The 8370-nt window shown below is 64.8% G+C and carries 7 protein-coding genes; 6 read left to right on the top strand and 1 reads right to left on the bottom strand.

The features are described from left to right. The 6 genes from VGV37_RS13100 to VGV37_RS13075 all read left to right on the top strand — a co-directional run. Positions 1 to 609: peptide ABC transporter substrate-binding protein (locus VGV37_RS13100; RefSeq protein WP_326880127.1), on the top strand; the 609-nt coding region annotated here is incomplete at its 5' end. Between the two features lie 9 nt (positions 610 to 618). After that, entirely contained in the window at positions 619 to 2193 is a 1575-nt protein-coding gene (locus VGV37_RS13095; RefSeq protein WP_326880126.1) for a peptide ABC transporter substrate-binding protein, read from the top strand. Between the two features lie 103 nt (positions 2194 to 2296). Beyond that, complete coding sequence (locus VGV37_RS13090) at positions 2297 to 3877, top strand: peptide ABC transporter substrate-binding protein (protein WP_326880125.1); 1581 nt, start codon at positions 2297 to 2299, stop codon at positions 3875 to 3877. Positions 3878 to 3912: 35 nt separating this feature from the next. After that, positions 3913 to 5484, top strand: coding sequence for a peptide ABC transporter substrate-binding protein (locus VGV37_RS13085; protein WP_326880124.1), 1572 nt, complete (start codon positions 3913 to 3915; stop codon positions 5482 to 5484). A 5-nt stretch (positions 5485 to 5489) separates the two neighbouring features. Next, positions 5490 to 7067, top strand: coding sequence for a peptide ABC transporter substrate-binding protein (locus tag VGV37_RS13080; RefSeq protein WP_326880123.1), 1578 nt, complete (start codon positions 5490 to 5492; stop codon positions 7065 to 7067). Positions 7068 to 7088: 21 nt separating this feature from the next. After that, positions 7089 to 7475, top strand: a complete 387-nt coding sequence (locus VGV37_RS13075) for a VOC family protein (RefSeq protein WP_326880122.1) — start codon at positions 7089 to 7091, stop codon at positions 7473 to 7475. A 3-nt stretch (positions 7476 to 7478) separates the two neighbouring features. Here VGV37_RS13075 and VGV37_RS13070 read toward each other — a convergent pair whose 3' ends face one another. Next, positions 7479 to 8312 (bottom strand): hypothetical protein, encoded by an 834-nt coding sequence (locus tag VGV37_RS13070; protein ID WP_326880121.1) that lies wholly within the window; start codon positions 8310 to 8312, stop codon positions 7479 to 7481. Between the last annotated feature and the right edge of the window lie 58 nt (positions 8313 to 8370).

Here is an 8370-nt window from a genome sequence, read left to right as displayed (position 1 = left end):
CCGGCCTACGCGATGGTGCCGACGGTGATGCCCGACTATACGCCGCAGAGCTACGACTGGCAGGCATCGTCCTATGCCGATCGCCTGGCGCGCGCCAAGCAGCTGATGGCGACCGCGGGCTATGGTCCGGACCATCCGTTGAAGCTGACGCTCAGCTACACGACCAACGACGACACACGCACCTACCTGCTGGCGTTGGGTTCGATGTGGAAGCCGCTCGGTGTCGAGGTCACGCTCGACAACATGGAATGGCAGGTCTACCAGGTCAAAATCCGCCAGCAGGACTACGAGATCGGCATCCTGAGCGAGATCCCGGAATTCGAGGATCCGACGGAATACCTCATCCCCTACCGGACCGATGCTGGGCTGTATAATCACTGCGGCTATGCCAACCCGGCGTTCGACGCGCTGATGGACCAGGCGGCGCGCGCGACCGACACGGCTTCCCGGCGTGCCGCCCTCGAAGGCGCCGAGCGGACCGTGCTGGGCGACTACGCCATGGTGCCCCTGCAGTACAGCGTCGCCAATTTCCTGGTGACGCCACGCCTGGTCGGCTGGCACGACGGCCAGCCCTATCCGCAGACGCGCTATCTTTCGTTCAAGGACTGAGTCACTGCCATGCGCCTGTTCCCCAGCATTGCCGCCGGCCTGATCGCCGCCCTGCTCTCGACCGCGGCCCAGGCCGAGCAGGTTCTGCACCGCTACAACGGCGCGGAACCGGACTCGCTCGATCCGCAAAAGACCAATTCCGCCGAATCGCTGGCAGTCGACCGCGAGATGTTCGTGGGCCTGGCCGTGCTGGACCCGCACAACAAGCCGGCGCCGGGCGCGGCCGAGAGCTGGGACATCGCGCCGGACGGCAAGACCTGGACCTTCCACCTGCGCCATGACGGAAAATGGTCGACCGGCGAGCCGGTGACCGCGGCCGATTTCATCTATAGTTTCCAACGCCTGGTCGATCCCAAGACCGCCGCGGAGGATCCGTCCGACCTGAAGCAGCTCGACGGCTATGACGCGATCGTCTCGGGCAAGGAAAAGGACCTGTCCAAGCTGGGCGTCGAGGCGCCGGATCCCTACACCCTGGTGCTGCACCTGACCGAACCGCGCATCGCGCTGCCGTTCCTGCTGACCGACATGACGCTGGCGCCGATGCACCGTGCCTCGATCGAGAAGTGGGGCGACCAATGGACCCAACCGGGCCACATCGTCTCGAACGGCCCCTACAGCATGGCATCCTGGACGCCGCAGTCCGAGATCTCGCTGATCAAGAGCCCGAGCTTCTACGGTGCCAAGGACGTGGCGATCGACAAGGTCGACTGGATGGTCACCGAGAACCTCGAGTCCGGCCTCACGCGCTACCGCGCGGGCGAGCTGGATTTCATCCCGCTGACCCGGGTGCACCTGCCCTGGGCCAAGCAGAACATGGCCGCCCAGCTGCGCTCGGCGCCGATCAACTCGACCGGGCTGCTATTCTTCAACATGGTCAAAGGTGCCTTGTCCAAGGACATCCGGGTGCGTGAAGCATTCAATCTGGCGATCGACCGCGAGGTGCTCGTGACCAAGATCGACCCGCGCGACGAGCCCCCGGCCTACGGCATGGTGCCGCCGGCGGTCAGCGACTACACGGCGCAGAGCATGCCGTTCAAGGGCACGCCCATGGCCGACCGGATCAAGAAGGCGAAGGAGCTGATGACCGCGGCGGGTTTCAGCCCGGCCCATCCGCTCGCCCTCGAGGTGATGTACACGACCGACGAAAACAGCCGGCAGATCCTGCTCGCGCTGTCGGCGATGCTGAAGCCGGTCGGCATCGACCTCAAGCTGCAGAACTCGGAGTGGCAGGTCTTCGTCTCGAACATGAACCAGCGCAATTACGACATCGGTTATTACGCGTTGATCGGGACCTACGACGACTATGAAAACGGGCTGGATAATTGGCGCTCCGACGCCGGTTTCGCCAACCCGTCGGGCTACGCCAACCCGAAGTTTGACGACCTGTTCCACCGTGGCGGCACTGCCAAGGACATGGCGACCCGGCGCGAGCTGATGCAGCAGGCCGAACGGGTGATGCTCGACGACTATCCCATCGCGCCCCTGGAGTTCGGCCAGCGCAACACGTTGGTCAATCCGAAGCTGCAGGGGTTCGACGCCAGCGTCACCTATCCGCAGACCCGTTACCTGTCGTTCAAGAACTGACTGGATCCAGCAGTGCCGTGGCCTTGCCCCCATCCCCGGGCTTGACCCGGGGATCCACGCGCCCGCCGCGATGACAATGATCTTTCGAGGAAACCCCGTTTCGATGCGCTACACGTCCCTCCGTCTCGCCGTAGTCGCGGCCGTCCTGCTCCAGACCGCCGGCGTTGCCCAAGCGGCCCAGGTGCTGCACCGCATGTCGGAGCAGGAGCCGGAGACGCTCGATCCGCAGAAGAGTTCGAGCGCCGGCCCGCTCGCGATCGACCGCGACCTGTTCATGGGCCTGCTGACGCTCGACCCCGACGAGCATGTCGTGCCGGGGGTGGCCGAGAGCTGGGAGATTTCGCCGGACGGCAGGACCTGGACGCTGCATCTGCGCCACGACGCCAAATGGTCGACCGGCGAGCCGCTGACCGCGGAGGATTTCGTCTACAGCTTCCGCCGCCTGGTCGACCCCAAGACCGCAGCCGCCGACCCGTCCGACCTGACCCAGCTGATCGATTTCGAAGAGATCGTGTCGGGCAAGGAAAAGGACCTGACCAAGCTCGGCGTTTCGGCGCCCGATCCCTATACGCTGAAGCTGCAGCTGACCGCCGCCCGCCTGGCACTCAAGTTCCTGCTGACCGACCCGATGCTGTTTCCGCTGCACAAGGCATCGGTCGAGAAATGGGGCAATGCCTGGACGCAGCCGGAGCATCTGGTCGGCAACGGCCCGTTCGTGATGAAGAGCTGGGTACCCCAGGCGCAGATCGTGCTGACGAAGAATCCGAATTTCTACGACGCCCCGTCGATCAAGCTGGACGAGGTCGATTGGATCGTGACCGAGGACCTCAAGGCCGGCCTGCTGCGCTATCGCGCCGGTGAGCTCGACTGGATGGTGCTGACCCGCCAGAACCTGCCCTGGGCGCGCGAGAACCTGCCGGACCAGCTGCGGACCGCCGACGCCAACGGCTACGGCTTCATCTTCTTCAACATGAAGCACGGGCCATTGGCCCAGGACATCCGGCTGCGCGAGGCGCTCAACCTGGCGATCGACCGCGAGACGCTGGTGACCAAAGTCGACCCGCGGGGCGAGAAGCCGGCCTATGGCATCATTCCGCCGGTGACGAGCGACTACACGCAACAGAACATGAGGTTCAAGGATACGCCGATGCCCGAACGGCTGGCCAAGGCCAAGACGCTGATGAAGGAAGCGGGCTACGGCCCGGACCATCCGCTGAAGCTCAAGCTCAGCTATACGACCGAAGAGAGTACCCGCCAGCTGCTGCTGGCGATCGCCGCCATGTGGAAGCCGATCGGGGTGGACGTGACGCTCGACAACATGGAATGGCAGGTCTTCGTCGGCATCACCAACGAGCGCAATTACGAGATCGGCTACCTGAACCTGGTCGGCACTTATGACGATTACGAGAACGGCCTCGACAATTTCCGCAGCGATGCCGGCATCTACAACGTCAACGGCTATGCCAATCCGAAGTTCGACGACCTGTTCCACCGCGGCGGCACGTCGACCGATCCGCTCGAACGCCGCAAGCTGATGGAGCAGGCCGAACAGGTGATGCTCGACGACTATCCGCTGGCCCCGCTCGAATATTACGTCCTCAACGTCGTGGTCAGCCCGAAGCTCGAAGGTTACGTGACCAAGATCATCTACGATCAGTCGCGTTTCCTGTCGATCAAGCCGTGACCGCGCCCATCGGCAGAAAAGTAGAGATCCGTTCCATGCGCCTGCGCCCTGCCCTCATCGCCGCCATCGTCGGCCTGCTCGCAACCTCGGCAGCCCAGGCGGAACATGTGTTGCGCCGCGCCAATGGGGCCGAGCCGGAATCGCTTGATCCGCAGAAGACCACCGGCATCTACGAGGTCAACATCGAGCGCGACCTGTTCGTAGGTCTGCTGACGCTCGACCCGGACATGAAGGTGGCGCCCGGCGTCGCCGAGCGCTGGGAGGCGAGCGACGACAAGAAAATCTGGACCTTCCATCTGCGCCATGACGCGAAATGGTCGAACGGCGATCCGGTGACCGCGGCCGATTTCCTCTACAGCTTCCGCCGCCTGGTCGATCCCAAGACCGCCGCATCCTCGTTCGAGCAGGTCCGCGACCTGGTGAATGCCGAGGAGATCATCGCCGGCAAGGAGAAGGACTTCACCAAGCTCGGCATCGCGGCACCCGATCCCTACACGATCGTCATCACGCTGAAGCAGCCGCAGCTGATGCTGCCGATGCTGCTGACCGACCAGCAGATGTTTCCGCTCAATCGCAAGGCGATCGAGGGCAATGCCGAATGGACCCGGCCGGGCAAGATCGTCACCAACGGCCCCTTCACGCTCGAAAGCTGGACGCCCAATTCCGAGATCGTGGTCAAGAAGAATCCCGATTTCTACGACGCCGCCCACGTGGCGCTCGACCGCGTGCGCTGGGTCATGTCGGACAATCTGGAGACCGGGTTCAAGCGTTTCCGCGCGGGCGAGCTCGACGTCGCCCTCGTGCCGCGTACCCAGATCAAATGGGCCCGCGAGAACCTGGGTGCCGTCCTTCGCACCGGCGACGTCTTCGGCCAGTTCGCCCTGCTGTTTGATATGAAGAAAGGCCCCTTCGTCGACCATCCGAAGCTGCGCCAGGCGCTGTCGCTGGCGGTCGATCGCGAGCTGCTCGTGACCAAGATCATGCCGCAGGGCCAGAAGGCCGGCTATTCGGTGGTGCCCCCGGCGATCGGCGACTACACGCCGCCGCAATATGACTGGAAGGACCAGCCGATGGCGCCGCGGCTGGCGCGCGCCAGGCAGCTGATGACCGAGGAAGGCTACGGGCCCGACCATCCGTTCAAGTTCGAGATCACCTACACGACCAACGACGAATCCCGTACCATGCTGCTGGCCATCGCCTCCATGTGGAAGCCGCTCGGCGTCGAGGTCAGCCTGCAGAACCAGGAATGGCAGATCTACGAGGCGACGCTGCGCCAGAAGAACTATGCGATGGGGCCGCTGGGCGGCACCGTGTCCTATGACGACCCGATGCAGTTCATCGAGCCCTACGTCAGCACATCGACCGATCAGAACACGATCGGCTATTCCAATCCGGCCTACGACAAGCTGGCCGCGGCGGCCTCGATCGCGACCGACATCAAGACCCGCGCCGACCTGATCCGCCAGGCGGAGCAGATCATCCTGGCCGACTATGCCGAGATCCCGCTCTACTACCAGACCGTCAACATGCTGGTGTCGTCCAAGGTCCACGGCTGGCACAACACCAACCCCTTCATTCAGAGCCGATACCTTTCGCTCGAGGACTGACCTTCATGATCCGTGTGCTGGCCTCGGCCGCCGTTGCGCTCCTGCTGTTCCAGACCGCCGACGCTCATGCCGCGAAGCTGCTGCGGCGCGGCCTCGACAGCGAGGTCGAATCGCTGGATCCCCAGAAGGGCATCGCGCTCTACGACGTCGACATCCAGCACGAGCTGATGGAGGGGCTGACGGCACTCGACATGGACCTGAAGCCGGTGCCGGGTGCAGCGCTGTCCTGGGACGTCTCGGCCGACAGCCTCACCTATACCTTCCACCTGCGCCCGGACGGGAAATGGTCGAACGGCGATCCGGTGACGGCCGACGATTTCGTCTATGCCATGCGCCGCGGGGTCGATCCCAGGACCGGCGCGTCGGACCCGCTCTCGCTCCGGCCGATCCTCAATGCCGAGGCGATCATCGACGGCACGGAAAAAGACGTGACCAAGCTCGGTGTCGACGCGGTCGATCCACTGACCCTGCGCATCCGGCTGCAGGCGCCCTGCGTGATCCTGCCCCTGCGCCTGACCGACAATACGGCGATGCCGCTCCATCGCGCCTCCATCGAGAAATGGGGCCAGGACTGGACGAAGCCCGGCCATTTCGTCGGCAATGGCGCGTTCATCCTCAAGGATTGGGTCCCGCAATCCTCGATCGTCCTGGTCAAGAACCCGCTCTATCACGACGCGGCCGAGGTCAAGCTCGACGAGGTCGACTACCTCAACACCTCGGATATCCAGAGCGGGCTGCGCCGCTGGGAAGCGGGCGAACTCGACGTGTTCGACCGGCCACCGGTCAAGGAGCTGAAGCGGCTGAAGGTCGCCTATCCCGGAGAGTTGTTGGAGGCGCCGGTCAACTCACACAATTTCCTGACAATCAACATGGTCCATGGCCCGTTGTCGCAGGATCTGCGGCTGCGTCAGGCGCTGAGCATGGCCGTCGACCGCGAGACCATCACCCAGAAGATCATCCCGGACGGCAACATCCCCAGCTACGCGCTGATCCCGCCGGTGATGCCCGGCTACGTCTCCCAGCCGGTGTTCTTCAAGAGCCTTAGCCAGTCCGAGCGCGTGGCCAAGGCCAAGGAGTTGATGAAGGAAGCCGGCTACGGGCCGGACCACCCGCTCAAGGTCTCGATCATCTACGCGACGAACGACCAGACCCGGACCCAGCTGCTCGCCATCGCCGCCATGTGGAAGCCGATCGGCGTCGAGGCAACCCTGGAGAACATGGAATGGCAGGTCTACCTGAGCAAGGTTCAGCAGAAGGACTACGAGATCGGCGCCATGGGCGAATACGGGCTCTATAACGAGCCGGAAGACGCCCTGATCAACTACATCTCGCGGAACGCGTCCTACAATTATCCGGGCTACAAGAGCGCCGAGTTCGACCGGCTGTACGACGAAGGGCGGGTCGCGACCACGATCGAGACGCGAAACCGCCTGTTCGAGCAGGCCGAGCGGCAGATGATGGCCGACATGCCGATCATTCCGACGACCGATATCCTCTGGCATACCCTGGTGCACAAGCGCGTCGTCGGCTGGCGCGCGAACGTGGTCTACGCCCAGAGCCGGTATCTGTCGGTCACGGATTAGAAACGACGATTGGAGCAAAGCATGCTGGATCATGTCGGCCTCGCGGTCAGCGACTTCGAGCGGGCCAAGGCGTTCTACCAGATGGCATTAGCCCCGCTCGGCATCACGCTGCTGTTCGAGATCACGGCCGAGCAGACCGGGGCCGACGCCCATGCCGGCTTCGGCACGCCCGGCCGGCCGTTCTTCTGGATCGGGACCGGTCCGCAGCCGGCGCGGTCGGTCCACGTCGCCTTCGCGTCGCCCGATCGGGCGACGGTCGCGGCGTTTCACCAGGCGGCGCTGGCGGCCGGCGGCACGGACAATGGCGCGCCGGGACCGCGTCCGCACTATCACGCGGACTATTACGGCGCCTTCGTGCGCGACCCGGACGGCAACAACATCGAGGCGTGCTGTCGCCGCCCCGAATAGGCATCACGGCTTCGGCGCGGGCTCGACATGCACGTCCATCGTCGCGAGATTGTCGCGCGCGGCATCGCCGGCCGGCGAATCCGGCGCCAGTTCCAGCACCTTGATCCAATCGGCCCGGGCGCCCTTGTCGTCCTTCTGCAGCCGGCGGATGTTCGCCCGCTCCAGCCAGCCGTCCGCCGAGTCCGGTGCGGCAGCCACCGCATCGTCGGCGTCCTTGCGCGCGGCCGCCAGATCGCCCGACAGCCGGTTGGCGGCGGCGCGATAGGTCAGCACCTCGCCACGCGCAGCGCCGCCGGCCAGCGCATGGTTCAGGTCCTCCTTGGCCATCTTGTAATCCTTGACCGCGGCATAGGCCCGGGCGCGACCGATCAACAGCGAAGCATCCCTGGAATCGAGCCCGATCGCCGCGGTGAAATCGGCCCGCGCCTTGGCGGCCTCGCCGGCCTGCAGCCAAGCCTCGCCGGCCTGAGACAACACCTGGGCGCGCAGCGACGGCGCCTCGCGCACCATCTCCTTGCCCAGGGTCTCGAGCTGGTCGCCGGCCAGCGCATATTGCTTCAGGCCCATCAGCGCGACACCGGCGCAATGTTCGGCCGGCAGCCCGCCGCCATGCTCCTTCCAGACCGAGGCCATTTCGAACCCGTCGGCCGGCTCCTTGCGCGCGGTGTTCATGCAGCGCTCGTAGCTGGCCGCATCGTTCCTGAGGTCGGTATCGGCGAATGCGGTCGCCGGGACCAGGACGGCCGCCGTGCCCACGATCAGGTGCGACACCGCGGCCAGGGTTTTGATCGCCGGTCGGTAGGACCATGAATGGTGGAAGAGCGACGAACGTGGCATAGGTGACTTTCGATGGACGGACGGGCCGGACGGCCGGCGGAATGCTTCTCGGGTTAAA

This window comes from Aliidongia sp. (assembly GCF_035943795.1).
Lineage (GTDB): Bacteria > Pseudomonadota > Alphaproteobacteria > ATCC43930 > CGMCC-115725 > Aliidongia.
Note: the sequence above shows the minus strand (reverse complement) of the source record. Positions and strands in the feature narration are given on the sequence as shown.

Excerpts from the sequence above, each read along its gene's own strand:
- VGV37_RS13085 (WP_326880124.1), top strand. The coding sequence starts at position 3,913 with ATGCGCCTGCGCCCTGCCCTCATCGCCGCCATCGTCGGCCTGCTCGCA.
- VGV37_RS13080 (WP_326880123.1), top strand. The coding sequence starts at position 5,490 with ATGATCCGTGTGCTGGCCTCGGCCGCCGTTGCGCTCCTGCTGTTCCAG.
- VGV37_RS13095 (WP_326880126.1), top strand. The coding sequence starts at position 619 with ATGCGCCTGTTCCCCAGCATTGCCGCCGGCCTGATCGCCGCCCTGCTC.
- VGV37_RS13075 (WP_326880122.1), top strand. The coding sequence starts at position 7,089 with ATGCTGGATCATGTCGGCCTCGCGGTCAGCGACTTCGAGCGGGCCAAG.
- VGV37_RS13070 (WP_326880121.1), bottom strand. The coding sequence starts at position 8,312 with ATGCCACGTTCGTCGCTCTTCCACCATTCATGGTCCTACCGACCGGCG.
- VGV37_RS13090 (WP_326880125.1), top strand. The coding sequence starts at position 2,297 with ATGCGCTACACGTCCCTCCGTCTCGCCGTAGTCGCGGCCGTCCTGCTC.